The sequence below is a fragment of the Streptomyces sp. NPDC087906 genome, from assembly GCF_055584925.1.
Genome location: NZ_JBVJLC010000002.1, coordinates 370,292 through 394,122, shown reverse-complemented (window position 1 = coordinate 394,122; position 23,831 = coordinate 370,292). Strand labels below are relative to the sequence as shown.

At 70.9% G+C, this 23,831-nt stretch carries 22 protein-coding genes and 1 riboswitch; of the genes, 11 read left to right on the top strand and 11 right to left on the bottom strand.

From position 1 onward, the window contains the following. Nucleotides 1-13: 13 nt before the first annotated feature. The 3 genes from ACZ63I_RS07080 to ACZ63I_RS07070 form a co-directional block, all read right to left on the bottom strand. Nucleotides 14-1,084, bottom strand: coding sequence for an HTTM domain-containing protein (locus ACZ63I_RS07080; protein WP_469336181.1), 1,071 nt, complete (start codon nucleotides 1,082-1,084; stop codon nucleotides 14-16). Next, nucleotides 1,071-1,757 (bottom strand): DUF5819 family protein, encoded by a 687-nt coding sequence (locus ACZ63I_RS07075; protein ID WP_469336179.1) that lies wholly within the window; start codon nucleotides 1,755-1,757, stop codon nucleotides 1,071-1,073. The genes ACZ63I_RS07080 and ACZ63I_RS07075 overlap by 14 nt, the downstream gene beginning before the upstream one ends. Nucleotides 1,758-1,846: 89 nt before the next feature. Further along, complete coding sequence (locus ACZ63I_RS07070; protein WP_469336178.1) at nucleotides 1,847-2,998, bottom strand: ice-binding family protein; 1,152 nt, start codon at nucleotides 2,996-2,998, stop codon at nucleotides 1,847-1,849. A gap of 323 nt (nucleotides 2,999-3,321) precedes the next feature. Here ACZ63I_RS07070 and ACZ63I_RS07065 point away from each other — a divergent pair, with 323 nt between their 5' ends. Then, nucleotides 3,322-3,810, top strand: a complete 489-nt coding sequence (locus tag ACZ63I_RS07065) for a hypothetical protein (protein WP_469336176.1) — start codon at nucleotides 3,322-3,324, stop codon at nucleotides 3,808-3,810. 27 nt (nucleotides 3,811-3,837) lie between these two features. Here the strand turns inward: ACZ63I_RS07065 and ACZ63I_RS07060 are convergent, their stop codons facing one another. Further along, nucleotides 3,838-5,148, bottom strand: coding sequence for a S1 family peptidase (locus ACZ63I_RS07060; protein ID WP_469336174.1), 1,311 nt, complete (start codon nucleotides 5,146-5,148; stop codon nucleotides 3,838-3,840). Between the two features lie 185 nt (nucleotides 5,149-5,333). Between ACZ63I_RS07060 and ACZ63I_RS07055 the strand changes: the two genes are divergently transcribed. Continuing rightward, nucleotides 5,334-5,687: a PRC-barrel domain-containing protein gene (locus ACZ63I_RS07055; RefSeq protein ID WP_469336169.1), complete on the top strand. Its 354-nt coding sequence runs from the start codon at nucleotides 5,334-5,336 to the stop codon at nucleotides 5,685-5,687. Nucleotides 5,688-5,744: 57 nt separating this feature from the next. After that, nucleotides 5,745-7,853, top strand: coding sequence for a glycogen debranching protein GlgX (glgX, locus tag ACZ63I_RS07050; RefSeq protein ID WP_469336167.1), 2,109 nt, complete (start codon nucleotides 5,745-5,747; stop codon nucleotides 7,851-7,853). 79 nt (nucleotides 7,854-7,932) lie between these two features. Here the strand turns inward: glgX and ACZ63I_RS07045 are convergent, their stop codons facing one another. Further along, entirely contained in the window at nucleotides 7,933-9,360 is a 1,428-nt protein-coding gene (locus ACZ63I_RS07045; protein ID WP_469336166.1) for an MFS transporter, read from the bottom strand. A 118-nt stretch (nucleotides 9,361-9,478) separates the two neighbouring features. On the opposite strand from ACZ63I_RS07045, the gene ACZ63I_RS07040 reads away from it, so the two are divergent. Beyond that, on the top strand, nucleotides 9,479-10,141 hold the full coding sequence (locus ACZ63I_RS07040) for a TetR/AcrR family transcriptional regulator (RefSeq protein WP_469336164.1): 663 nt from the start codon (nucleotides 9,479-9,481) through the stop codon (nucleotides 10,139-10,141). A 7-nt stretch (nucleotides 10,142-10,148) separates the two neighbouring features. Here ACZ63I_RS07040 and ACZ63I_RS07035 read toward each other — a convergent pair whose 3' ends face one another. Further along, nucleotides 10,149-10,736, bottom strand: a complete 588-nt coding sequence (locus tag ACZ63I_RS07035; RefSeq protein WP_469336162.1) for a TetR/AcrR family transcriptional regulator — start codon at nucleotides 10,734-10,736, stop codon at nucleotides 10,149-10,151. Nucleotides 10,737-10,937: 201 nt separating this feature from the next. On the opposite strand from ACZ63I_RS07035, the gene ACZ63I_RS07030 reads away from it, so the two are divergent. Then, complete coding sequence (locus ACZ63I_RS07030; RefSeq protein WP_469336160.1) at nucleotides 10,938-12,179, top strand: NAD(P)/FAD-dependent oxidoreductase; 1,242 nt, start codon at nucleotides 10,938-10,940, stop codon at nucleotides 12,177-12,179. 22 nt (nucleotides 12,180-12,201) lie between these two features. Here the strand turns inward: ACZ63I_RS07030 and ACZ63I_RS07025 are convergent, their stop codons facing one another. Together ACZ63I_RS07025 and ACZ63I_RS07020 are read right to left on the bottom strand one after the other, a co-directional pair. Beyond that, nucleotides 12,202-14,007 (bottom strand): LTA synthase family protein, encoded by a 1,806-nt coding sequence (locus ACZ63I_RS07025; protein WP_469336158.1) that lies wholly within the window; start codon nucleotides 14,005-14,007, stop codon nucleotides 12,202-12,204. Nucleotides 14,008-14,187: 180 nt separating this feature from the next. Beyond that, on the bottom strand, nucleotides 14,188-14,586 hold the full coding sequence (locus ACZ63I_RS07020; RefSeq protein WP_469336157.1) for a DUF6221 family protein: 399 nt from the start codon (nucleotides 14,584-14,586) through the stop codon (nucleotides 14,188-14,190). Between the two features lie 451 nt (nucleotides 14,587-15,037). Beyond that, nucleotides 15,038-15,204, top strand: a riboswitch (cyclic di-AMP (ydaO/yuaA leader). A 2-nt stretch (nucleotides 15,205-15,206) separates the two neighbouring features. On the opposite strand from ACZ63I_RS07020, the gene ACZ63I_RS07015 reads away from it, so the two are divergent. Beyond that, the gene (locus tag ACZ63I_RS07015) at nucleotides 15,207-16,064 is read left to right on the top strand and encodes a LysM peptidoglycan-binding domain-containing protein (RefSeq protein ID WP_469336155.1); all 858 of its coding nucleotides are present in this window, start codon (nucleotides 15,207-15,209) and stop codon (nucleotides 16,062-16,064) included. Between the two features lie 8 nt (nucleotides 16,065-16,072). On the opposite strand, the gene ACZ63I_RS07010 is transcribed toward ACZ63I_RS07015, so the two are convergent. Next, nucleotides 16,073-16,282, bottom strand: coding sequence for a hypothetical protein (locus ACZ63I_RS07010; RefSeq protein ID WP_469336153.1), 210 nt, complete (start codon nucleotides 16,280-16,282; stop codon nucleotides 16,073-16,075). A gap of 294 nt (nucleotides 16,283-16,576) precedes the next feature. Between ACZ63I_RS07010 and ACZ63I_RS07005 the strand changes: the two genes are divergently transcribed. The 4 genes from ACZ63I_RS07005 (at nucleotide 16,577) to ACZ63I_RS06990 (ending at nucleotide 20,399) form a co-directional block, all read left to right on the top strand. Beyond that, the gene (locus ACZ63I_RS07005) at nucleotides 16,577-18,265 is read left to right on the top strand and encodes a glycosyltransferase family 2 protein (protein ID WP_469336151.1); all 1,689 of its coding nucleotides are present in this window, start codon (nucleotides 16,577-16,579) and stop codon (nucleotides 18,263-18,265) included. Between the two features lie 41 nt (nucleotides 18,266-18,306). Next, nucleotides 18,307-18,891, top strand: a complete 585-nt coding sequence (locus tag ACZ63I_RS07000; protein ID WP_469336149.1) for a TetR/AcrR family transcriptional regulator — start codon at nucleotides 18,307-18,309, stop codon at nucleotides 18,889-18,891. Between the two features lie 82 nt (nucleotides 18,892-18,973). Next, nucleotides 18,974-19,945 carry an SDR family NAD(P)-dependent oxidoreductase gene (locus ACZ63I_RS06995; protein ID WP_469336147.1) on the top strand — a complete coding sequence of 324 codons (972 nt, stop codon included), beginning with the start codon at nucleotides 18,974-18,976 and terminating at the stop codon, nucleotides 19,943-19,945. Between the two features lie 85 nt (nucleotides 19,946-20,030). After that, nucleotides 20,031-20,399 (top strand): nuclear transport factor 2 family protein, encoded by a 369-nt coding sequence (locus ACZ63I_RS06990; RefSeq protein WP_469336145.1) that lies wholly within the window; start codon nucleotides 20,031-20,033, stop codon nucleotides 20,397-20,399. 19 nt (nucleotides 20,400-20,418) lie between these two features. On the opposite strand, the gene ACZ63I_RS06985 is transcribed toward ACZ63I_RS06990, so the two are convergent. Together ACZ63I_RS06985 and ACZ63I_RS06980 are read right to left on the bottom strand one after the other, a co-directional pair. After that, nucleotides 20,419-21,294, bottom strand: a complete 876-nt coding sequence (locus ACZ63I_RS06985) for an LLM class flavin-dependent oxidoreductase (RefSeq protein ID WP_469336143.1) — start codon at nucleotides 21,292-21,294, stop codon at nucleotides 20,419-20,421. 322 nt (nucleotides 21,295-21,616) lie between these two features. Beyond that, nucleotides 21,617-22,588, bottom strand: a complete 972-nt coding sequence (locus tag ACZ63I_RS06980) for an NADPH:quinone reductase (protein ID WP_469336141.1) — start codon at nucleotides 22,586-22,588, stop codon at nucleotides 21,617-21,619. A 227-nt stretch (nucleotides 22,589-22,815) separates the two neighbouring features. On the opposite strand from ACZ63I_RS06980, the gene ACZ63I_RS06975 reads away from it, so the two are divergent. After that, nucleotides 22,816-23,790: a TIGR03557 family F420-dependent LLM class oxidoreductase gene (locus ACZ63I_RS06975; protein ID WP_469336140.1), complete on the top strand. Its 975-nt coding sequence runs from the start codon at nucleotides 22,816-22,818 to the stop codon at nucleotides 23,788-23,790. The last annotated feature ends 41 nt before the right edge of the window (nucleotides 23,791-23,831 follow it).

Genomic DNA, 23,831 nt, shown 5'->3' with positions numbered 1-23,831 from the left:
TGTCCGGGATCGGCTAGCTCCTCGGCCCGGTCCTGCCCCCGGCAGGCGCGCTCACCGCGGCCCGGGGGCCGGGCAGGCTGCCGCTCTCCTGGCCGGGCGGCGCGGCGGCCGGGCGGCCGAACCGCAGCAGCCCGCGCACCCGGAGCCAGAACCGGTCAGGGACGAACACCGCGTCGGCGACGATCATCGCGCCGGAGAACAGCGGCAGCCCGAGCAGCAGCGCGATACCCAGATGCATGCCCAGCAGCATCACCAGCACCGGGTACTTGAGCCTGCCGAACAGCACGAACGGGAAGGCCACCTGCAACAGGACCGTCAGATAGCCGGCCACCGCCATGAACACCGCGTGGCCGTCCACGAAATGGGACAGGGCGGGCCACGGCCGGAACAGCTCCAGGTTCATGACGTAGTGCAGCGCCGTTCCGTCGCCCCACTTGCCGCCCTGCACCTTGTAGAGTCCCGCCGAGCCGTACAGGAAGCAGACCTGGGCGGCGATGACGAACATCCCGCAGTTGTGCACGGTGGTGACCAGCGTCCGCCGGGCGGCGCCGAGCCGCGAGGGCGCCGCGTCAACCACCGGCCGCCGCTCCCGCAGCGCGTCCAGGGACCAGCGGCGCCCGCACCCGGTGAGGGTGAGATACAGCGCCATCAGCAGGATCAGATTGTCGCCGCCGTCCGTCATGAAGATCGCCCGCGCGTGGAACGACGCCACCACGACGGCGAACAGCACGGATGTCACCCGGGTTCGCCAGCCCAGCAGGAACAGCGCGCAGACGACGACCGCCAAGGCGTAACAGCACTCGAAATAGGCCCGGTTGTCGGACAGCGTCAGCACACTGGCCCAGCCGGTCTCGGCGAAGAGCCGCCTTGCCATGGCGGGGGTCCACGGCGAGTCGGGACCCCAGATCTCGGCACGGTGCGGGAACTCGCGCAGCAGGAAGGCGAGATAGAGGAATCCGTACCCGATACGCAGCACGGACGCGGCGTACAGCGAGACCGGCCGCTCGGTCAGCAGGCCGTAGAGCCGCGCGGCCCGGTCGCGTACGGCGGCCAGCGCGCGGGGGGCGTGCTCAGTCGTTGTCATGGGAGATCACCGTCCACCAGGGCAGATAACGGGTGTTCGCAGGCGACGGCGGCTGGGCCGCGGGGTGCGGGGTGCCGGTAGCGCCCGGCGGCGGGATCTGCTCAGTGACGACCCGGAGTTGGATGGACTCGAAGGCGCCGCGCCGGTGCGCGGCGATCCGGTCGGTCGCGATGTCGCGCAGATACTCCTGGAGCAGCACGGCACGGTCCGAGTGCGGCTGGTCGTCCCCACCGTGCGATTCGAGGTACGACGACCAGGCCCTGCGCAGCATGTTCTGCGAGGTGTGGCTGGGAAACGGATTGTGCCGTACCGCTTCGTCGTCCACGGCGGACAGGTCGAACCAGCCGCTCACCTTGACGGCCCCGGCCGCGTCGGTGTGCGCGGTACGGGCCGAGATCCGCTGGTTGACCGACTCGGGATCCGGTGCGAAGAGCTTCCAGTTCTGTTCGAACAAGGGGTAGACCCACGCGTCGACCTGCCGGCTGAACTGCCGCGAGACGGCGTTGGCCGGGGCCACATGCAGAAACACCAGGAACACATGGGCCAGCGCCGCCGCCGCGCACAGCAGGACGGCGGCCCCGAGCCCCGCCGTCGGTCCGCGGGACGGCGTCGCCGGCTCTGCGTCAGGGCGGCTCTGTTCAGTTACATCCGTTGGTTCCGTGCCGACCAGCACAGCTCCACCCGGCCTTTCTTGCCTGGGGACGGCGGCGCGTGGCGGAATCGGCCTCGATTCCGCCACGCGCCTGTCGCTGTCCGGGTTGCTCAGTGCTTGTCCGGCTGGTCGCCGTAGCCCTCGTGCTGGCCGGGCTGCTCGCCGTACGGGGCCGGCTTGTGCGGCTTGCCGTGTCCGTGGCCCGGCGGCTTGCCGTGGCCGTGGCCGTGGCCGTGCCCGTGTCCGTGGCCGTGCCCGCCACCGGTGGTGGCGCCGGTGGTGCCGCCGGTGGTGGTGGCCCCGGTGGTGCCGCCCGTGACGGTGGCGCCGGTGGTGCCGCCCGTCACGACTCCGCCGAGTACCCCGCCGAGCACGCCGCCGGTGCCGCCGCCCGTCGTCACGCCGCCGAGCACGCCGCCCAGGACGCCCCCGAGGACGCCCGTCGTCGTACCGCCGGTGGTGGTGCCGGTGGTGGTTCCGGTCGTCGTGCCGGTGGTGGTACCCGTCGTGGTGCCCGTGGTCGTACCGGTCGTGGTGCCGGTGGTCGTACCGCCGGTGGTGGTGGAGCAGGTCGACCTGGTGATCCTGTTGGTGTCCAGCGACACCGTGCCATTACGGGCCAGCGCACGGCCGTCGATGGAGGCACCCGTGGTCACACTGATCGAGGTCAGCGCCAGGATGTTGCCGACGAACGTGGAGTTGGTGCCCAGCGTGGCCGAACTGCCGATCTCCCAGAACACGTTGCACGGCTGCGCGCCGTTGACCAGCAGCACCCGGCTCGCGGACGCCGTGGTCAGTCCCGAACCCACCTGGAAGACCCATACCGCGTTGGGGTCGCCCTGGGCGTCCAGCGTCAGGGTGCCGGTGAGGCCGAGTGTGGACGAGGCCGTGTACACACCGGGGACCAGGGTCAGACCGCCCGCGTCCGGCGGCAGCGCCGCGTCGGTGGCCTGTCCCGCCGCGTCGTTGAACGCCGTCACCAGGTCGGACTGGGCCTGCAGGGCCACCGCGTCCGCCGAGTGCTGCGCACCGTTCACAATGCCGGGCGGGAACCCGCTGATGGCCGTGCCCGGACTCACCCCGAGGTCTCCGGTGAGAACCGAAGGGCCTGTGTTGGTGACCGATTGACCGGCCAGTACGGCGAAGCTCGCCGCCGTGCCCAGCGGCACGGGAGTTGCGATGGCGCTCGCCTGAGTGGATGTCGTCGCCACTACGGCGGCGGCTACGAGCGGCGCGACAACCACGGCTGTCCAGCGGGACATCCGGTGTCGTTGCGGCGAACGCAGAAAATTCGGCTTCATCGAGGGCCCAGATCCTGTCAGAGTCGATGTTCTTTTTACGGGCGGCACGGGGTCTAAGCGCTGCCACATCTGTCGCCGGAATATTAAGCACGAAATCCGCGCCGGTATTCAACGCATCCGAGTGAATTGAAAGGAGTGCCGACTCGGCTCACGATAGATATGACAACGATACAAAGGTAATTCGGTTGAATCACTCCGGTGCGACACTCCGATGGCCGATGGCCTTCGCCCGCCGCCGCTCGTTGGCCCGGTGTGATCAATATTGCTGGGAAGGTGACCACACGATGAGCAAGCACAAGAAGGGCCGCAAGCACCGCACCGTCAACCGGACGCCCCGGCCGGTCGGCCCCGCAGCGGGACGGCGCGCCGCGGCGCCGGCGGCCAGGGGCATGATCCCGCCCCCGGCCCATACGGCTACGGGTGAGCCGCAGGGGCCGGGGGCGCCGGCCGCGCAGGAGGAGCCGGCGGGGCCGGTGTTCTACAACAGCGCGCGCAACGGCGGTCTCGGCCTCCACGCGGCCAGGACCTGGCGGGAGTTGACCGCCGCCGGCGCGTCGGGGCTGAGTGTCGACGAGCTGTGCGCGGCCGCCGGCTACCAGGCGCCGACCATCACGAAGCATCTGAAGGGCCTGGCCCGCTACGGGCTGGCCGAGCAGAACGGCGACCGGTGGCAGCCGACCGGCAGGAGCCAGTGGGAAGCGGCTGCCCAGCACGGCCTGCCGGTACGGGCGGGCGACGAGGTCCCCGCGGCCGGCGCGCCGGTCGGCGGCTGACCCCGCCGACGGGAGGTGCGGCGACGGTCAGTTGTCCATCATGTCGGGTTCTTCGCTGACCACGGTGTCCGAGGCGCCCTGGTCCGAGCCGTCCGAGCCGTCCGAGGCGCCGATCGTCGCGCCGGTGGCCGCCAGCGCCGTGGTGACCGGCTGGAAGAACGTCTCACCGCCGCTGGTGCAGTCGCCGCTGCCGCCCGAGGTCAGGCCGACGGCGGCGTCGGCGGCGAACAGCGCGCCGCCGCTGTCGCCCGGCTCGGCGCAGACATCGGTCTGGATCAGACCGTTGACGATGTCTCCGTTGCCGTAGTTGACCGTGGCGTCCAGGCCGGTCACCGTCCCTCCCCGCACCCCGGTGGTGCTGCCGGAGCGCGTCACCTGAAGCCCCACGCTCGCGTCCACGGCCCGGGTGATCTCCTGCGAACCGGCGTCCCCCAGGTCGACGGCGCTGGGCGGCTGGGTCGCCGCGTCGTCGTACGTGACGAGCGCGAAGTCGGCGACGGGGAACGTCGACACGGTGACGGCGCCCAGCGGTACGGTGCCGTCCGGGTCGGCGAACCAGGTGTCGGCCTCGTTCCCGCAGTGCCCGGCGGTGAGGAAGGCGGGCGCGCCCGCGACGTCGACGTTGAAGCCGAGGGAGCAGCGGACGGCGCCGCCGAATATCGCGTCACCGCCGCTCACCCCGCCGACGGCCTGCCCGCCCTGGTCCTGGCCGCCCGTGCCCTGGTCGCCGGGATCCTGGCCGCCCGTACCCTGCCCGCCCGTACCTTGCGCGTCCGAGCCCTGCCCGTCCATGCCCTGGTCGCCGCGGTGGTGGCCGTCGAAGGGCCGGAACACGCCGGCGCTGCGCTTCATGGTCACCAGACCGCCGAGATCGTCCACCGCCCGGTTCAGGGTCGCCATCCGGTCACCCGTGACGGTGCTGTCGGCGAGTACGGAGACCGTGTTGGTCTTCGGGTCGACGGACCACGCGGTGCCCGGCACCGAGGCGGTGGCCTTGAGGGTCCGTGCCGCGCCCTTGAGTTCGGCGGTGCTGTTCTGCACGACCCGCGCGACTCCGCCGCCCGCCTCGACGCTCCGGGCGCTCCGCGCGTCGAGGACGTTGACGACGAGCTGCTTGGCGCCGGCGCTGTAGTACCAGCCCGCCGCGCCGTTCCCGAGGGTCGCGGTGAGCGCGGTACCCAGCCGGGCCGCCGCGTCGGGCGTGAGCACGCGGCTCTCCGTACGCCTGTCACCTGGCTGGTCGTGTTCGGAACTCGCTTGGGCGCTCGGCAGCACGATGGCGGCTCCGGCGATGGCGATCGCGCAGGCCCCGGCGGCGAGGCCGGTCCGCTTGTTCACATGTCGGTGGCTCAACTCACGGCCCTCCAGAGAGGGACAGGTCCGTCCTGTCCACCGGGAGGTACGGGCGGGCGGCGCCGGATTCTCAACCGGCGGGCCGCCGATCTTCCTTGCGTGAACCCCGGAACAGGGGGCAGTCGGCGCAGAGAGGAACAATCCGTACACGCCGATGAGGGAGCCGTTTGATGAGCGACAACATGTGGGGCTACCAGCCGGCGACGGGGCACACCGCGGGCAACACCCTGACCGGCTACAAGGTCGAGGCGACGGACGGCACCGTCGGGAAGGTCGACAAGCACTCCGACGAGGTGGGCTCCGCCTACCTCGTCGTCGACACGGGCGTCTGGATCTTCGGCAAGCACGTACTGCTGCCGGCCGGCACCGTGAGCCGGGTCGACCCGGCAGAAGAGAAAATCTATGTCGACCGTACGAAGGAGCAGATCAAGGAGGCTCCCGAGTTCGACAAGGAAAAGCATGTGGGGGACGCCGCCTATCACCACCAGGTGGGCGAGCATTACGGCCGCCACCGCCGCGTCTGAAACTCGCGTACGGCAGTCAATACATTAGCCCGGCGGAGAATCCGTTAATGTTATCGCGTGCAAACGTGGACAGGAAATTCTCATCCTCTCGGAGCCACCTATGACGGCTCAGGTACCAATTTCGCTTTGTTCTCGGAGGTCGCGGAAAAGGTCGAACTCGCGCTGATCAGCGATCAGGGTACGGAGGAGCGCGTCAGGCTCACCGAGGTCGACGGGTTCGTGTGGCACGCGTATCTGCCAGGAGTGGGGCCCGGCCAGCGGTACGGCTACCGGGTGCACGGGCCCCACTCGCCCGCCGACGGGCAGCGTTGCAATCCGGCGAAACTGCTGCTCGACCCGTACGCCAAGGCGGTCGACGGCCAGATCGACGGGGACGAGTCGCTGTTCGGCTACCGGTTCGGCCGGCCCGACGAGCAGAACACCAAGGACAATCTCGGGCACACCATGCTGTCGGTGGTGACCGGCTCGTACTTCGACTGGGGCGACGACCGGCCGCCGAACCGGCCGTACCACGAGACGGTCATCTACGAGGCACACGTCCGGGGCCTCACCGCCACCCACCCCGGCCTGCCCGAGGAGATCCGCGGTACGTACGCCGGGATCGGCCACCCCGCGATCATCGCGCATCTGACCCGGCTCGGCATCACGGCGATCGAGCTGATGCCGGTGCACCAGTTCGTCCAGGACGGCACCCTGCGGGAGCGCGGCCTGTCGAACTACTGGGGCTACAACACCATCGGCTTCTTCGCCCCGCACAACGCCTACGCGTCGACCGGCACCCGCGGCCAGCAGGTGGACGAGTTCAAGACCATGGTCAAGGCGCTGCACGCGGCCGGCATCGAGGTCATCCTCGACGTCGTCTACAACCACACGGCGGAGGGCAACGAGCTGGGCCCGACGCTGTCCTTCCGGGGCATCGACAACGCCGCGTACTACCGTCTCGTGGACGGCGACCGCGCGCACTACTACGACACCACCGGCACCGGCAACAGCCTGCTGATGCGCCACCCCTCCGTGCTCCAGCTCATCATGGACTCGCTGCGCTACTGGGTGCTGGAGATGCGGGTCGACGGTTTCCGGTTCGACCTGGCGGCCACCCTCGCCCGGCAGTTCCACGAGGTCGACCGGCTCTCGGCCTTCTTCGACCTGGTGCAGCAGGACCCGGTCGTCAGCCGGGTGAAGCTGATCGCCGAGCCGTGGGACATCGGGGACGGCGGCTACCAGGTCGGCAACTTCCCGCCGCTGTGGACCGAGTGGAACGGCAAGTACCGTGACGCCGTGCGGGACTTCTGGCGCGGCGAGGAGTCGGCGCTGGCCGAGTTCGGCTCGCGCCTGACCGGTTCGTCCGACCTCTACCAGCACGACAGGCGCCGGCCGCTGGCGAGCATCAACTTCGTCACGGCGCACGACGGCTTCACCCTGCGCGACCTCGTCTCGTACAACGACAAACACAACGAGGCCAACGGCGAGGACGGCAACGACGGGGAGAGCGCCAACCGGTCCTGGAACTGCGGCGCCGAGGGCGAGACCGACGATCCGGACATCCTGGCCCTGCGCGCCAGACAGCAGCGCAATCTGCTGACCACCCTGCTGGTCTCGCAGGGCGTCCCGATGCTCGCCCACGGCGACGAACTCGGCCGCACCCAGCAGGGCAACAACAACGTGTACTGCCAGGACAACGAACTCGCCTGGGTGGACTGGGACCTCGACGCCGAACAGCAGGACCTGCTCGACTTCACCGGGCGGCTGATCCGGCTGCGCGACGACCACCCCGTGCTGCGCCGCCGCCGGTTCTTCCGCGGCGACACCGGCGCCGACGGACTGGCCGACCTGGTCTGGCTCCGGCCGGACGGCGGCGAGATGCAGGACACCAACTGGCAGCGCGGCGACGCCCGCGCGATCACCGTCTTCCTCAACGGCGACGCCATCTCCGAGCCGGACCCGCGCGGCGACCGGGTGACCGACGACTCGTTCCTGATCCTGCTCAACGGCCACCACGAACCGCTCGACTTCCGGCTGCCCGCCGAGCGGTACGGGGTGAGCTGGCAGGTCGCGGTGAACACCGCGGACGAGAAGGACGCCTCCGCCGAGTCGGAACTCAAGGCCGGCGCCACCGTACGCGCCGAGGCCCGCAGCACACTGGTACTCATCCGCACCGAGGGCTGAGCCGGGCAACGGTGGCCCGGGGCGGCTGAACGCCCCGGGCCACCGGTTCACCTCGACCTCGGTACGGGGCCGCGTCCGCTCACGCGGCGGCGGTCGCCTTCGCCAACTGCTCGGCGCTGGGGGAGATCCTGGGCGAGGCGAAGGTCACCACGATGGCGACGACCGTGAACACCCCAGCCACGAGCAGGCCCCGGTGGAAGCCGTCGACCAGCGCCTGCTCCTGCGAGGCTCCGGACGCCAGGGCCGCCGTGGTGTGCGAGAGGGACAGCGTGGTCACCACGGCCAGCCCGAGAGCGCCGCCCACCTGGTAAAAGGCCGTCACCACACCGGAGGCCGCGCCCGCTTCGTGGTTCTCGACGTCAACGACGGCCGCGATCTGGGCCGGTACGCCCAGTCCGATGATGCCGACGCCGAACAGCACCAGTCCAGGCAGGAGTTCGCTCGCGTACGAGCCGTGTGCGCTGACGCCCATCAGCAGCGCGAGACCGGCGACGTTCAGTAGCGCGCCGCCCAGTTGGACGGGCCGGGTGCCGAAGCGCTGGACGAGCTGGGTGGCGCCGACGGCGGCCGCGATGGCGGCCGCCCCCATGGGCAGGAAGTGCACACCGGCGTCCAACGCCGAGTCGCTGCGCACCTGCTGGAGATAGATGGACGTCAGGAAGAACATGCTGAGGAACGCGGCTCCGTTGAGGCCGAGCGCGACACTCGCCGTCGACAGGGCGCGGGAGCGGAAGAGCCGCAGCGGTACGAGCGGGGCGTGCGAGCGCGACTCGACGGCGACGAACGCCGCCAGCAGCACGGCGCCGCCGAGCAGGAAGCCGGCCACCTCGAGCGAGCCCCAGCCGGCGGGCTCGGCCCGTACGACGCCGTAGACCACGGCGAGCAGCCCGGTCGTACCGAGCGTGGCACCGAGGGCGTCGAAGTCGCGTGCCCCGGCACCGACTCCGGGGATGTGCCGCACGAAGGTCGGCGTGAGCAGCACGATCAGAGCGACGATGGGTACGTTCACGAAGAACACCCAGCGCCAGTCGAGGGAGTCGACCAGCAGCCCCCCGGCCACCACACCGAGGGTGCCGCCGAGACCGGCGAGTCCGCCCCACACGCCCATGGCGATGGTGCGCTCCCTGCCGTGCGGGAAGGTCACCGTCAGGATCGACAGCGCGGCAGGCGACAGCATCGCGCCGCCGAGCCCCTGCACGGCACGCGCCGCGATCAGCACACCGGGGGAGTCGGCGAACCCCGCCAGCAGCGACGTCACGCCGAAGAGCGCGAGCCCGGCGACGAACACCCGCCGTGAGCCGAGCAGATCGGCGGTGCGCCCGCCGAGCAGCAGGAAGCCGCCGAAGAGCAGCGTGTACGCGCTGATGACCCACTGCAGGTTCTCCGAGGAGAAGCGCAGATCGGTCTGGATGTCGGGAAGCGCGACGTTCACGATCGTCACGTCGAGCACCACGATGAATTGGGCGAAGGCCAGAACGGCCAGCGTGGCCCAGGGACTGCGTCGCACGGATTACCTCACAACAGGGAGACCGCCGGTTGAGTATGCGGTGTAAGCGTACATAGTAAACACGGCGAGGTGTGCGCCGTATACTCAAGGGGCCGAGCTACGGGAAGAGGCCGAGGTCATGGGTGCGAAGGCACGACTGAACAAGGAGACGCTGGTCTCCACCGCGCTGGAGCTGGCGGACGCGGACGGGCTCGACGCCGTCACCACGCGGCGCCTCGCCCAGCACCACGGCGTGACCCCCATGGCCCTCTACCGGCACTTCCGCGACAAGGACGAGATCCTCGACGCCGTCGCCGAACGGCTGCTCGCCGAGGCCGACCTGCCCGCACCGGACGACCGGCCCTGGCACGAGCAACTGCGGGACGTCTTCGACGCGTTGCTGCGCGCCCTGCGCCCGCACCCGGCCGCCGCCGCGCTCGTGCTGAGCAGGGTGCTCAGCTCGGACCCGGGCCTCGCGCTGGCCGAACGCGCCCTGGCGCTGCTGGCGGAGGCCGGCTTCCCGGTCGACCGAGCCGCCGAGGCGTCGAGCCAGGCGCTCAGCTCACTGGTCGCGCTCGTCCTGACCGAGCCGGGCCGGGGCGCCGCCATCGCCGACGAGGAGAAGCGGGACGAGGAGATCATCGCCAAGCGGGCCGCGCTCGCCGCCCTCCCGCCCGCCCGCTACCCCCATGTCGTCGCCGCGGCCGACGCGTTGGCCGACTGCGCGAGCGACGAGGTGTACTACGCCCGCGGCACCGCGATGATCGTCGCCGGGATGCGCTCCGTGGACGTACGGGCCTGACGCTCCGTCAGCGGCCGGTCAGCCCCGCGAGCGCCGCGTCCACCGCGCCGGCCAGCCGCAGCGGGTCGGGATCGACCTTCACCACGACCTGGAGTCCCTGGAGCATCATCGTGAGCATCGCCGCGTACCCCGGCAGATCCAGCGCCGCCGGGATCTCGCCCTGCCGGACCGCGTGCCGCAATCCGCTCAGCAGCCCTTCCTCCACCACGGATAGCACCTCGGCGAGGCAGTCGGCGACCGCGGGATCGCCGGGCAGCAGCTCGCCCGCCGTGTTGGCGATCAGGCAGCCGCGCGGCTCCGCCTCCTCGGCGGCCAACTGCAGATAGCCGAGCATGATGGCCCTGATCCTGGGCACGACCAGGCCCTCGCCCAGCAGCGCGGGCGCCACCGCACGGGCTTGCGAGTCCCGGTACTGCTCCAACGCCCGCAGGAACAGGCTGTGTTTGTCACCGAACGCGCGGAAGAGGCTGCCGGGGTGCAGCGCGAACTGCTCGCTCAGCTCGGCGACCGAGGTGCCCTCGTAGCCTTTCGTCCAGAACAGCTCCATGGCGCGATCGATGACGTCGTTCTCGTTGAAGGTCCGCGGGTGAGCCACCCCCGCATCGTAAAGGGGCACCGGGGTACCGGAACGGGGGGTGGGCACCCGCCGACCAGGGCGTTACGGGCCCGCCACCGGGAGTCACCCGTACGGCTGACCGAAGGCCGACAAGGCGCTGCGGACCGGCACTATGCGGATATACAGACACCCCTGACACGGACATCTCCGACGCGACACTGACGACAAGGACGGTTCCCGATGGCGACGACGAGCGGAGCGCTCGACGCGGTGGTGGTGGGCGCGGGTCTCGCGGGGCTCGCCTGCGCACGCGACCTGCTGGCGGCGGGGCTCGACGTACGCCTCGTCGAAGCGTCCGACGCGGTCGGCGGCCGGATGCGCTCCGACCGGTACGAGGGATTCGTCATCGACCGCGGGTTCCAGGTCTTCAACACCTCCTACCCGCAGGTCCGCCGGCGCCTCGACCTGCGGGCCCTCGCGCTGCGCCCGTTCACCCCCGGGGTGCTGATCCACACCGACCGGGGCCGGCTCCGCTTCAGCGACCCCACCCGCCGCCCGCGCGAAGCGGCCGACCTGCTGCCCGGCAGGCTCGCCGGCCCCCGCGACCTGCTGGCACTCGGCGTCCTCTCGGCCCGCGACATGCTCGCCCCCGCCGCGCTGCTCAAACGCGGCGAGGAGCGCACCACCCGCTCGGCGCTCGCCGCGGCCGGCCTCTCGGAGGAATTCGTCGAACGGTTCTTCCGGCCGTTCCTGTCCGGGGTCTTCCTGGAGGACGAACTCGAAACGTCCAGCCGGGTCTTCCACCTCGTCTGGCGCAGCATGCTGCGCGGCACGCTGTGCCTGCCCACGGACGGCATCGGCGCCGTACCCCGGCAGCTCGCCGACGCCCTGCCGGCCGGCACCCTCACGCTGGAGTCGCCGGTCGACCGGCTCACCGACGACGGCGTCCTGCTGGCGACCGGCGCCGAACTCGCCGCGAAGGCCGTGGTGGTGGCCACCGGGCCCGGCCCCGCTGCGGCCCTCCTGCCGGCCGCGCACATCGGCCCGTACCGGACGACGACCACCTACTACCACACGGCGGACAGCTCGCCGTTGGCCGAGCCCACGCTGCTCACGGACGAACGCCGCCGCTTCCTCAACACCTGCGTACTGAGCGAGGTCGTCCCCGGCTACGCCCCTGCGGGGACCGCGCTGATCGCCACGTCCGTGCTCGGCACGGACACCCCCGGCCGCGAGGCCCGGCTCCGGACGGCGCTCGCCGAGGCGTACGGGACGGACGCCTCGGCGTGGCGGCTGCTGACCGTACGGACCATCGAGGACGCGCTGCCCGCCATGCCGCCGCCGCACCGCCTCAGCACCCCGGCGCAGCTCGCGCCGGGCCGCTTCGTCTGCGGCGACCACCGCGCCACCGGATCCGTCCAGGGCGCACTGGCCTCCGGCGCGCGGGCGGCCCGTGAGGTCCTGCGCGAACTGCGTCCTTAGGTCGCCGTCCGCGCGCAACCGGTCACGGCGCCGCCGGCGCCGCACCGGCCGCCGGCTGCGGGCCGTACGCGGTCAGGAAGCGGTTGCGGAACGTGTCCATCCGCCAGACCGGGGCGTGCGGGCCGGGCCGCAGACCGTCCTGCCAGCCCCACGGGGCGATCTTGTCGAGGACGGCCGGGTCATGGGCCACGATCGCGATCGGCACGTCCCGGCTCGCGTGGTCACCCGCGACCTTCGGGATGGGCTGGTGGTCGCCGAGGAAGACCAGCACGGTGTTGTCGTGGCCGTACTTGGCCACGTACGACACGAGGCTGTTCACCGAGTACTCGACGGAGTCCGCGTAGTCGCCCCGGACCTCGGGCCTGCCGCGCAGCACGGCGCGCGGGTCCTTGCCGGCCGCGTGGATGGCGTCGTACACGGAGCCGTCCCCGACCTGGTCCCAGCCGACCGACGTGGGGAGCGGGGCCCACGGGTTGTGGCTGGAGGTGAGGATGATCTCCGACATCAGCGGCTTGGGGCCCGGTGTGCCGTGTTCGAGCCGCTCGAAGGACGACAGGACGAACTGGTCGGGCATCCGGGACCAGCCGAAGGACGGGCCCTGGTAGCCGAGCTGCCGGGAGTCGTAGATGTTGTCCAGGCCGAAGAACTTCCCCTCCGGCCAGGCCCGGGTGACCCCCGGCATGATCCCGACCGTCCGCCACGCGTCGGCACGCTGGAAGGCGCCGGTGAGTGTCATCCGGTCGCCGGAGGTGACGGTCTCGTAGCTGCGCTGGTTGGTGATCCACAGCCCGGACAGGAACGTGGAGTGCGCCAGCCAGCTCCCGCCGCCCGCCGTCGGCGAGGTGAGGAACGCGCTGCGGGAGGAGAACCCGGCCGCGCGCAGCTTGCTCGTGTTCTCCGCCAGCATCGCGTCGATCTGCGGCGCCATCGACGGATCCTCGACCGCGCTGCGGCCGTAGCTCTCGATGAAGGCGAAGATGACGTCCTTGCCGCGCAGCCCGGTGAGCAGTTGGTCGGGCGGCGTCTTGCCGAAGGGGTCGACGGCCGCGGCTTTGGCGAGCTGCCGCTCGTCCCGCAGACTGTCGCGCGCCTGCTTCACATGGCTGTAGACCAGCTCGCCGGTGCTCCGGGACGCCACCGGCGCCCCGGCGAGCTGCGTACCGAGCGCGGCGCAGATGATCCACGCGACGCCGAGGACCGCGGTGGTGCCGAGCGTGGCCCTGGTGTCGCGGACCACGGGACGGCTCACCCTGAGCACCGCGAGCGGCATGAGGACGAGCACGGCGGCGACGATCAGGATGACCCCGATCACGGCGCCGACGGCGAGCGCCTGGCCGCCCGAGTCCCGCAGGAACGCCTCGGCGTCGTCGAACAGGAACCAGTCGAGCCGCGCGTCGAACGGCCGGTCCAGCTCGTTGTAGAAACCTATGTCGAGGAACTTGAGGATGGTCACAAGACCGAGGGCCACCCCGGCGGCGATCGCCACCACCCGCCGCGCCCGCTGCGGCAGGAACGGCAGTACGGCCGCGCCGACCAAGCCCTCCACCGGGATCCGGAGGAAGGCGGAGACGGTGGGATCCGTGAGGTTGTTCGGCAGCAGCAGCGCGAGGAGGACGAGCACGGCGGCGAGCCCGGTGAGCACCAGCGCCGCAGCTCGGGCGACGCCGGGGCGCCTCTCCCGCCAGGTGCCGGAAGCCCCGGCCCCGGGAGTGCCGGCGCCTGGTGTGTCGGCGCCTGGTGTGTCGGGGGAGCCGTCGACAGGGCCGTCGGGGCCGGGGTTCCCCTTCTCGCCGGTCTTGTCCGTGTCCGGCAGTTGACGAGACTTCATGAAGGGCGACAACCCAAGTTCCTTCCGCGCGAGGCCCGGTGGTGACATCGCGGACCAGGCACAGAGGGTCGGGGCCGCAGACTGGTGTACGGCCCAGCGATGCGTTTCGTTCAACGCACGACTGCGGAAATCACGGTCACGCGGCAGGGCCGCGAGCGGCGGTCCCGGCCGTCCGTCAGCTCAACCCGCGAACCGGGGGAGCCACTTCACCCGGTAGTCGGCGTGTCCCGCGTGCTCGGCCGCGATCTGCCGGACGACGAACCCCAGGCCGACCGCGCGCCCGGAGGGGAAATCGCGGGCGGGGCGGTCCACGTCCAACTCGGCGACCTCGGCGTACTCACCGAGGAGCACCCGGGTGGTCTCGATGCGGCGGAGGGTCTGCGCCGGGTCCTGGTGGGCGATGTGCCGGTCGTAGCCGTAGTCCTTCATGCTGAAGGCGATCGGGCCCGTCGTGCTGTGGACCTCGCCCGGCCGCTCCGGCGGGCAGCGCCACGTGTCGCCGCCACCGCCCCGCGCGATCTGCTCCTCCTCGTCCAGCCGGGCCCGGACGAAGGCGATCAGTGCGTCGTTCTCGTTCACGCGTCTTGCTCCTCGAAACGGCCCGTCCAGAGCTGTCAGTGGGCTTGGCGGGCTGGGACGGCCGTCAGGAAGGATACCCCCGCGCGGCAACGGCACTTGCCTCACCGGCGACCGCACGAACACCGCCCATATGGGCGATTTGACGGTATTAACCGTCACGTCCGTATAGCCACCGAAAAAGCAACTTGTCGCCCCCCGTTCCTCGTTGAAGCGCGCGGTTGCGCCATATCTCCGTGATGTGTGTCACGTAAGGACATGTCGGTCGGGAGAGCGGTCCGCTGCCATTTCCCTCGCACAGAAGGAAAGTTGAGTTCTCGAACGTCCTGCGGGTAACGGGATTGCCGCTCCTTCGCATTCCTGATTCGAGATGTTTCTGTAATGCGGGACTTGTTCCGGCCGACTGTTGTCGCTTACGTTCACGTCACTCCGGGTGGACCGCCTAATCCTGCCGCCGTCCGGAAAACCCAATCCCACTCACTTACGGCAGGAGCGGGGGAACCAAGGTAAGCCGCCGGTCCTCATCCAGGACCGGCTAGGGGTGAAGTCGCATTCAGGTGCGGCCGGACATCTCCAGTCCGAACCCGACAGCTCACCTCGTAGGCGACGGAGAGGAATTAGTCATGCCCAGGAAGCACCGTCGTCCCCGTACCGGCCGGCTCACCCGACGCCTTATCGCATTCGGTACGGGTGGTGCGGCGCTCACCATTCCGCTGGTGGCCGCCACCACCGCCACAGCGGCGCCGTCCGTACACAGCTCGGCCGTCGCATCGGCAGTGAAGTCGGCGCCCGCGTCCGTCGTGGCCGCCAAGAAGGCCGCTTCGAGGACGTACTCCGTGGTCCACGGCGACTCGCTCGCCAAGATCGCCCGCAGCCACTCGCTGAGCGGTGGCTGGAAGAAGCTCTACCAGGACAACCGGCAGGCCGTCGGCGACAACCCGTCGCTGATCCACCCCGGTCTCAAGCTGACCCTGGGCGGCAAGGCCGCGTCGAAGCCGGCCGCGACGACCGCCGCCAAGAGCGCGAGCAGGACCGCCGTCAAGGCCGCTCCGAAGGCCGAGGCCAAGCCGGCCGCGGCCGCCGCCGCCCCCTCGGCGTCCGGCAAGAGCGCCCAGGGCGGTACGAGCACCACCCCGATCGAGACGGCGGCGAAGTCGTACACCAACGACCTGGACGGCTGGATCAAGGAGTCGCTGGACATCATGGCCGCCCACGGCATCCCGGGCAGCTACGACGGCATCTACCGCAACATCATGCGGGAGTCGTCCGGCAACCCGGCGGCCATCAACAACTGGGACTCGAACGCCGCCGCGGGCACGCCGTCCAAGGGGCTGCTGCAGGTCATCGACCCGACGTTCCAGGCGTACCACGTGGACGGCACGTCCATGGACAGCTACGACCCGGTGGCCAACATCACCGCCGCGTGCAACTACGCGGCTGCCACCTACGGCTCGATCGACAACGTGAACGGTCCCTACTGACCGGACCTTCACCCACCCGACGGGCCCACTCCGGCCGGACGACGCACACGTCCGGCGGGGGTGGGTCCGTTCGGCATGCTGGGGATGCGGCGCGTCACGCAGGCGCCGACACGGCGCGCACCGGTGCGTCCGCTGCCCCGGCCGAGCCCGGCCATCGCGTAGCCGATGCTGCCGAAGGCGATCAGGGTGAGCAGCAGGGCGAGGGTCCAGAAGAGCATCGCCGGGCCTCCGGGTCTCGGAGCGGGGCGTGACTCCTGCCCGCGGTGGGACGCATCGGCAACGATGCGCAGAGTGCGATCCCTGCGGACGATAGCCCGTCGGGCCGTTTCTGAACAGGCGTCAAGTCGCCATCCGCCACGCCCTCCGGGCCCGGCGCAGACCCGACGTGCCGGCTCGGCCGAATGAACGGCGGGGAAACGGCATCCGTCGTGTCGAAGTCATATTTACGTACAACCTTCTAGGGTGTGGATGAATCTCACTCGGTGACCGCCGCTGTTGACGAGGGAGCCCGAATGCTGAAAGTGAGCATAGTGATTCCGGTTTACAACGCCGGAGAGCATCTGGACCGCTGCGCCGCATCACTGACCGGCCAGAGCCTCGGATCCGACGCCTACGAGATTCTCTACGTGAACGACGGGTCGACGGACGATTCGGCCGATCGGCTGCACCGGCTCGCCGCCCGCCACCCGCATGTGCGCGTCCACCATCAGGAGAACTCCGGCTGGCCCGGCAAACCCCGCAACGTCGGCGTGCGACTGGCCCGCGGCAAGTACGTGCAGTTCGTGGACCAGGACGACGAACTCGCCCCGGAGTCGCTGGAACGCCTGGTCAGACTGGGGGAGCGGAACGACTCGGACATCGTGCTCGGCAAGATGTACGGCACGATGACGGGACCGAGCAACGTGTTCAAGCGGACCGTCGAGCGCTGCACGGTCAAGGACGCGCCGCTGATCGAGAGTTTGACGCCGCACAAGATGTTCCGAAGATCCTTTCTGCTGGATCACGGCATCACATTCCCCGAAGGGCGCGTCCGGCTCGAAGACCAGCTCTTCATGGCGCGCGCGTACACCCGCGCGCGAACCGTCTCCATTCTCGGCGACTATCCGACCTACCGCTGGGTCCGCCGGGCGGACGGCGGCAACAGCAGCAGCGGCGCCACGACGGCCGACACGTATTACCGCCATCTGCGGCACGTTGTCGACGCCATCAAGGAGGGCACCGAACCGGGGGAGTTGCGCGACAGACTGCTACGGCGCTCCTATCGGGTGGAATTACTCCGACCGGTGACCGAGCCGCGCGTTCTGCAACGGACCGGGACTCAACTGCGCACGTATTTCGATGTCGTTCGGCGGATGGCGCTTGAATGTTTCCCACCGGGGGTCAGAGAGGGAATGCCGGCCGTCGGAGGACTGCGGGCCACCCTGCTGGAGGAGGGCCGGCTGGAATCCCTTGTCGAACTCGCCCGGCGCACCGGCGGAATCAGACCGCGGCTCGACATGGAGAAGCCTTTCTGGCGGCAGGACAAACTCGTGGTGCGCACCACGGTCCGTCATGTCCGGCCGAATGGTGAGCCGTTGGTTCTCGTGCAGCGCGACGGAAAGATGTTCCTCGATCCCGAACTGCTGGCGGGCATCGAAGGCGCGGAGGACTTCGAGGTGACCGATCCTTTCTCCTATGCCACGGGCGAGCTGCTCGTACAGAACACCTCCGACGGCCACTGGTGGTATCCCGACAGCGAACTGACCCCGGAACTGCGGCCGCTCGGCGCGGGACGGCACGAAGTGGTGATCACGGGCGAGACCCTGCTCGACCCGCACTCGCTCGCCGGCGGCAACCCGCTGGCGAGCGGTCGCCACCATGTGTGGCTCAACTACCAGGTGCTGGGCCTCGGTCGGCGGGCCAGAGTCGCCAGCGACGACCGGCCCCATCTCCCGGTGCGGCGCATCGGCGGCCGCATCCTCGTCCCCAACTGGTTCGGGCCGCACTCCCAGCTCCAACTGACCGCCGGTCAGCCGGGCCGCCAGCTCTGGCTGCGGCACTTCGTGGCGTCCGCGGCGACCCGTCCCGGGATACGCCGCCTCGTCCGTACGGCCATGGGGAAGCTGCCGGCGGGCCTGCGGGGCCGGGTGCGGTCCGCCGCCCAGGAAGCCTCCCGCTGGGGACGCGGGGAGCGGGGGGAGCACGGGAAGCGCTCAAGCTGACGCGTTAGACAAAGTTCGTACGGCTGTCTAATGTGTCAGGTGTGAGTAGTCCTGAGCAGAAGTCCGACGACCCGAAGCGCGCCGCCGTGCTGGCGGCAGCCCTCGGCGTGTTCGGCAGGTACGGATTCCAGAAGACGTCCATGGAAGCGGTCGCCAAAGCGGCGGGCGTGTCCCGGCCCGGCCTCTACCTGCACTTCTCGAACAAGGAGGAGCTGTACCGCGCCACGATGCGCGGGGTACTGGAACGTGCCCAGCAGGGCATGGAGGCGAGCTTCGACGACCCGTCGGCGAGCTTCGAGGACCGCACGGTGGCGGCGCTGGACGCCCTGATGGGCCAGTACGTCGAGACCCAGGTGGCCAGAGACCTCGGTGAGCTGCTGGAGAACAGCGGACCGCAGCTCGGCTCGATGTTCCACGACCACCAGGAGCAGGCGCGGGCGACGATCAGCGACCGGGTCGGGGCACTGGCCCCGCCCGGCCTGCTCACCGACGAGCTGACCGCCGACGACGTCATGGACGTCATCTTCTCCGCGGCCCTCACCTGGAAGCAGACCTCGGCCACCCGCGCCGAGTTCCGCGACCGGATCAGACGTGCCGTCCGGCTGATCTGCCGCGCCGCCGGCTGACAGCCGCCGCCCCGACACCTCCGGGCCCCGGCCTCCGAACCCCGGCCTCCAGGCCCCGCACACCGACCCACGGAGTACAGCCATGCCCCGAACCACCACCCCGGTCACCACCACCCCCTTCACCGGCACCTCCACCGCTGCCGAGGTCATCGACGGTGTCGACCTGACCGGCCGGCGCGCCGTCGTCACCGGCGCCGCCTCCGGTATCGGCCTGGAGACCGCCCGTACGCTGGCCGGCGCCGGCGCCGACGTCACCCTGGCGGTACGGGACACCGCCGCCGGCGAGCGTGCCGCGGCCGACATCCGCACCGCGACCGGACGCGACACCCGGGTCGCCCATCTCGACCTGGCCGACCTCACCACCGTCGACGCGTTCGCCGAGGACTGGACGGGACCCCTGCACATCCTGGTCAACAACGCCGGGACCATGGCCCTGCCCGAGCGCAGCACGACCGCCGAGGGCTGGGAGACGCAGTTCGCCGTCAACCATCTGGGCCACGCGGCCCTGACCCTCGGACTGCACGACGCGCTCGCCGCCGCCGGTGGCGCCCGGGTGGTCGCCGTCAGCTCGTCCGCCCATCTGATGTCCCCGGTCGTCTTCGAGGACATCCACTTCACCGCCCGGCCCTACGAGGCGTGGTCCGCGTACGGCCAGTCGAAGACGGCGACCATCCTCTTCGCCGTAGCGCTGTCCAAGCGGTGGGCGTCCGACGGCATCACGGCCAACGCGCTCCACCCCGGGGGCATCATGACCAACCTCCAGCGCCATCTGGACGAAGGCCAGCTCCGGTTCGTCGGCGCCGTGGACGACCAGGGCCGGCGCCTGGACGTCCCCCCGGGCTGGAAGACCCCGCAGCAGGGAGCGGCCACCACGGTCCTGCTCGCCGCCTCACCCCTGGTCGAAGGCGTGAGTGGCCGCTACTTCGAGGACTGCGCCGAAGCCGCTACCGTCACCGCGCCCGGCGACGGCAGGAGCGGTGTGGCGTCCTACGCCCTCGACGCACACGAGGCCGACCGCCTCTGGGCGGAGACGGCGCGGCTGCTGCACCGCTGACGGCCGGCCGGCGGGACACGACAGGCCCGCCGGACACAGCCCGCGGCCGAACGCGTCCGGCGGCCTCGTCGGAGAGGATGGGGGAATGGCCATCTCGGATCCCACGCCTGCCGTCTCCGCCGCCGTCGAGGGCGAGCTGCGGTTTCTCGACCCCGCCGTGTACGCGTCGCCCGCGCGCCTCGGCGAGCTGCTCCACGACGACTTCACCTCGTTCGGCTCGTCCGGCACGGCGTACACGCGCGAGACGTACATCGCCGAACTCCGGGCGTGGGGCGCGTCGACACCGCCCGGCACGGTGTCGGGGATGACGGCGGCGCAGCTCGGCCCCGATCTCGTGCACCTCACCTTCGACCTCACCGTACGAGGCCGGGACGTCCATCGCAGTTCCCTGTGGAAGAACACCGAAGAGGGCTGGAAGCTCTACTTCACCCAGGGCACGACATTCGCGAGCTGAGGCACCGCCCCTTCACCGGTCAAGCACCCACCAGGGGCCGGACGTCGGTGGCCGCGAAGCGGACGAAGCCCTCCGGGTCCGGTTCGTCGGCCGTCGGCTGGAGCACCACCGTGTCCGCCCCCGCGTCCACCAAGCGCGCCACGGCCTTCGCGACGGCGTCCGCGTCGCCCGCGACTCCCGCCTCCGGGGTCTGCGCGAGGTCCTCCCGCGCCAGTTCCCGGCGCAGCCGCTCCGCCGCGTCGGGACCGGTCGCCGTGAGGAGGTACACCACCACCGGATGCGGTCCTGTGCGCCCCGCCGCCGCGCGGCCCTCGTCGATCAGGGCGCGGGCCCGGCGCACCCCGTCCGGTGTCGTACCGCCGGTGAGGATCGTGCCGTCGGCGGCCTCCCCGGTCAGCCGGAGGGAGCGCGGTCCTGTCGCTCCCGCGTAGATGCCGGGCGCCGCAGGCGGCGGCCAGTCGAGGGCGACGCCGTCGAGCTTCACATAGCGGCCGTCCGTCGTCACGGACTCGCTCCGCAGCAGCGCGCGCAGCGCCTCTAGGTGCTCGCGCAGCAGTGTTACGGGCGACTCGACACGCGCGCCGACCTGCGCCATCCAGTCCTGGACGCCATGGCCGACGCCCAGCAGGACGCGCTCGGGGAAGAGCCGGTGGAGCGTCGCCGCCTCCATCGCCGTCAGCGCCACGTTCCGCAGCGGCACGGGGAGCAGCCCGACCCCGATCCGCAGCCGCTCCGTCCAGGCGAGGGCGGCGGCCGCACTGGCGATTCCGCTTTCGAGGAAGCAGTCCTCCCAGAGCCACAGCTCCTCAAGACCGGCCTCGTCAGCGGCGCGCGCCACGTCACGCAGTCGCTCAGGGGGCAGTTGGGGGCGGAACACAGCGCCGAGTGTTGTCATACGGTCATCCAACACGGCGGCCCCGCCGGGTGTCGACCTCGGCCGGGGACCCCGACGCGCGCGGTCAGGCGCGTCGCACGGACGGCACTCGGGGCGGGACCGTGTGCCGGACCCGCCCCGAGCGTTTTTGCCCCCTGCCCCGGAGGCTGCACGGCGTGCTCTTCCCCGAGCATGGTGTGGCCGACCGTGCACAGTTCGAGTGCCCCGCCCGTAGATCGGTAGGCGCGTCCGATCGGGTGAGTTGGGGTCTGTCGTTCGGATCAGGCCGGATCAGGGAGCGGTGCCAGGGCCCGAGAGCCCGGCAAGATCCACACGACAGACCCTAGGCGTTGGGGTTGACGACGACCTTGCCCACGGCGCCGCTCTCCACGGCTTCGTGCGCCGCCGCCACCTCGGAGAGCGGGAAGCGCCGTACCGGCAGGGCGCTCAGCGCGCCCGCGCTCAGCGCCGCGCCCACGTCGGCCACCGCGTCGGCGAGGTCCGGCGCAGGGAACCCGTAGAGCAGGACGAACCGCAGCCGCACATTGGCCGTCATGAGCCGCCGCACCGGCAGGGAGACGTCCTCCGCCGCCGCGTACGTGGAGATCACCGTACGCGGGCCGCTGACCGCGAGGTCGAGATCGAGATTGGGGCCGAGGGCGACCTCCACGACGCGGTCCACGGTGGCGGCGAAGCCCTTCACCTGGTCCACGGCGTCCTTGTCGTGGTAGTTGACCACCAGGTCGGCGCCCGCCAGGCGGGCCAGCTCGGCCTTCTCGGGGCCGCTGACGGTACTGACGACCCGGGCGCCGGCGTGCTTGGCCAGTTCGATCGCGAAGTGGCCGACGGCTCCCGCGCCGCCCGCCACCAGCACCGTACGGCCGTTGAGCCGCCCGTCGGCGAACAGGCAGTGGTGCGCGGTCAGCGCGGGCACGCCCAGGCACACGCCCAGTTCGTCGTCGATGCCGTCGGGCAGCGGCACGGCGCGCTCCTGCGGCACGACGCTCCATTCGGCCGCCGTCCCCCACTTGTTGCCGAACGCGGCGAGATACGTCCAGACGCGCTGTCCGACGCGAGCGGTGTCGACACCGGGGCCGACGGCGTCGATCCGGCCGGTGGCATCGTGGTGCGGGACCTGGAACCCGGTCGGCGCTCCCGCGGTCGCGCCGCCCCGCGACTTCACATCGGTGGGGTTGATCCCGGAGAGGGCGATCCTGACCCGGACCTGGCCAGGGCCGGGTTCGGGGCGGTCGACGTCCTCGACCCGCAGCACATCACGGGCGGAACCCAGACGGTCGTACAGAGCTGCTTTCACTTCATCGTCCTTTTGCCGCGAGGCGGGCGGTGGCATCGAACCGCCCGATCGTACGGCGCTCCTGCCCGTAACGGCCTCCCTGACACCGGCCCCGCGCCGGGCTCCGTTACGGCACGCCGAACGCGGGTATTCCTGGTCGGACCACGACAGGCCCGACCACGACAGGCCCGACACGACTGGCCCGACACGACTGGCGGGACCACGCACCGAACCGGAAGGCGACGCACATGGAGATCGGCTACAAACTGGCGGCCGAGGCATTCGGTCCCGCGGAGCTGGTGCGGCAGGCGGTCCTGGCGGAGCAGGCGGGCTTCGACTTCGTGGAGATGAGCGACCACTTCCACCCCTGGCTGGACAACCAGGGGCACTCGCCGTTCGCCTGGACCGTGTTCGGGACGATCGCGGCGAAGACCGACCGTATCGGCCTCGCGACCGGCGTGACCTGTCCGACCGTCCGCTACCACCCGGCGATCATCGCCCAGGCGGCGGCGACCCTGGCCCTGCTCTCCGACGGCCGCTTCACGCTCGGTGTCGGATCGGGGGAGCGGCTCAACGAGCATGTGGTGGGTCCCGGTTACCCCGGCACGGTCCGGGTGCGGCACGAGATGCTGCGCGAGGCGCTGGAGATCATCCGGCTGCTGTGGAGCGGCGGCTACCACTCGTACGAGGGCAAGCACCTGACCCTCGACGACGCCCGCGTCTTCGACCTGCCCGGCGAACTGCCGCTCATCGCCGTGGCGGCCAGCGGGCCGCCGTCGACCCGGATCGCCGCCGAGCTGGGCGACGCGCTGTTCGCCACCGAGGACAAGCCCGAGATCGTCCAGGAGTACCGGGCGGCGGGCGGTGCAGGCCCCCGGTACGCGGAGGTCCCGGTGGCCTGGGCGCCCGACGAGCACACCGGCGCCCGGACGGCGCTGGAGACCTCGCGATGGGCCCTGACCGGCTGGAAGGTCATGAGCGAGCTGCCCAACCCGGTGAACTTCGACGCGGCCACCACGACCGTGCGCGAGGAGGACATCATGGAGAAGTTCGCCTGCGGCACGGACCCCGCCCGCCATCTCCAGGTCGCCCAGAGTTACGTGGACGCGGGCTTCGACCGGCTCGTCATGCAGAACGCCGGACCCGACCCGGACGGGTTCATCGACTTCTACCGGCGCGAACTCGACGGACCGCTGCGCGGGCTCAAGCCCTCGGGCGCGTAGCGGCCAGGCCCGGCTACGATCATGCCGACATCGCGCGCACG